The organism is Mangrovihabitans endophyticus (assembly GCF_014646155.1).
GTDB classification, from domain to species: domain Bacteria; phylum Actinomycetota; class Actinomycetes; order Mycobacteriales; family Micromonosporaceae; genus Actinoplanes; species Actinoplanes endophyticus.
Map to the genome: position 1 here is coordinate 1 of NZ_BMMX01000132.1, position 809 is coordinate 809.

The following is an 809-nucleotide window of genomic DNA, read 5'->3' on the forward strand; positions in this document are numbered from 1 at the left end:
CGCAACCTGTGAATCTGCAAGGAGTTCTCATGAGGCGACGGCCTAACGCGCCGATATTCCTGGCGCTGTTGCTCAGCATCGTGGTGATCATGATTGCGGCCGGTCTCCTCAGTGGGATCGCGGACCTGCCGACCGGGGCCGCGCTCGGCGTTGCATCGGTCTTGGTCGTCATCCTGCTGCCCCTGCTTTTCATGTTCGCCCCGCGCGGGTTCTTCGGCCGCAGCGACAAATTTCGGTGATAGTGAGACGGCCGGTTGTCCCGGGACAACCGGCCGTCTGCCGCGCACTGAAGGGCGTCATCGTCTGCCACGCCAAAGGCATGGCAGTAGGCAGCACCCTGCTTCGCTTCGGTTCGAGAACACGACCATCGACAACATTGCTCATCCCGTTGAGGCAGGAAGCCGCTCGTACGATCAGCAGTGGCGCAGGACAAGGACATCTTCGTGGGCGATGAGGTGGGCGGGGATGCCGTCGCTGCGGCTGCGGCGTACGGCCATCAGGGCGAACATGGAAGCGCGGTGGACGATCTGTCCTTCGCGGACGGCGGCGAGCATCGCTGCGCATCGTTCGACGGGGATCAGGCCGGTGGCTTGCGCGGCGGTGAGCAGGTCGCCGGGCAAGTCGATCAGGTCGTCGCGGTGGCGGCGGACGGGTCGGCAGGTGATCACGACGGTGCCGCCGGGGCGCAGCAGCCGGGTGCTGGCGGCCAGGATGGCGGTGAAGCCGTGCAGCAGGCGTGGCCATCCGGCGTAGGCGAGGTTGCCGTGTTCCCGGTCGCCGTACAGGTGGTGCCGTTTGCGGACACCGCC

1 protein-coding gene and 1 pseudogene are annotated in these 809 nt (G+C 66.5%); one reads left to right on the top strand and one right to left on the bottom strand.

Annotated elements, in window-relative coordinates:
* On the top strand, positions 1-239 hold a 239-nt coding region (locus IEY73_RS32725), incomplete at its 5' end, for a hypothetical protein (RefSeq protein WP_229716422.1).
* Positions 240-413: 174 nt separating this feature from the next.
* On the opposite strand, the pseudogene IEY73_RS32730 reads toward IEY73_RS32725, so the two are convergent.
* Positions 414-809, bottom strand: a pseudogene (locus IEY73_RS32730) (TRM11 family SAM-dependent methyltransferase); the annotation flags it as partial.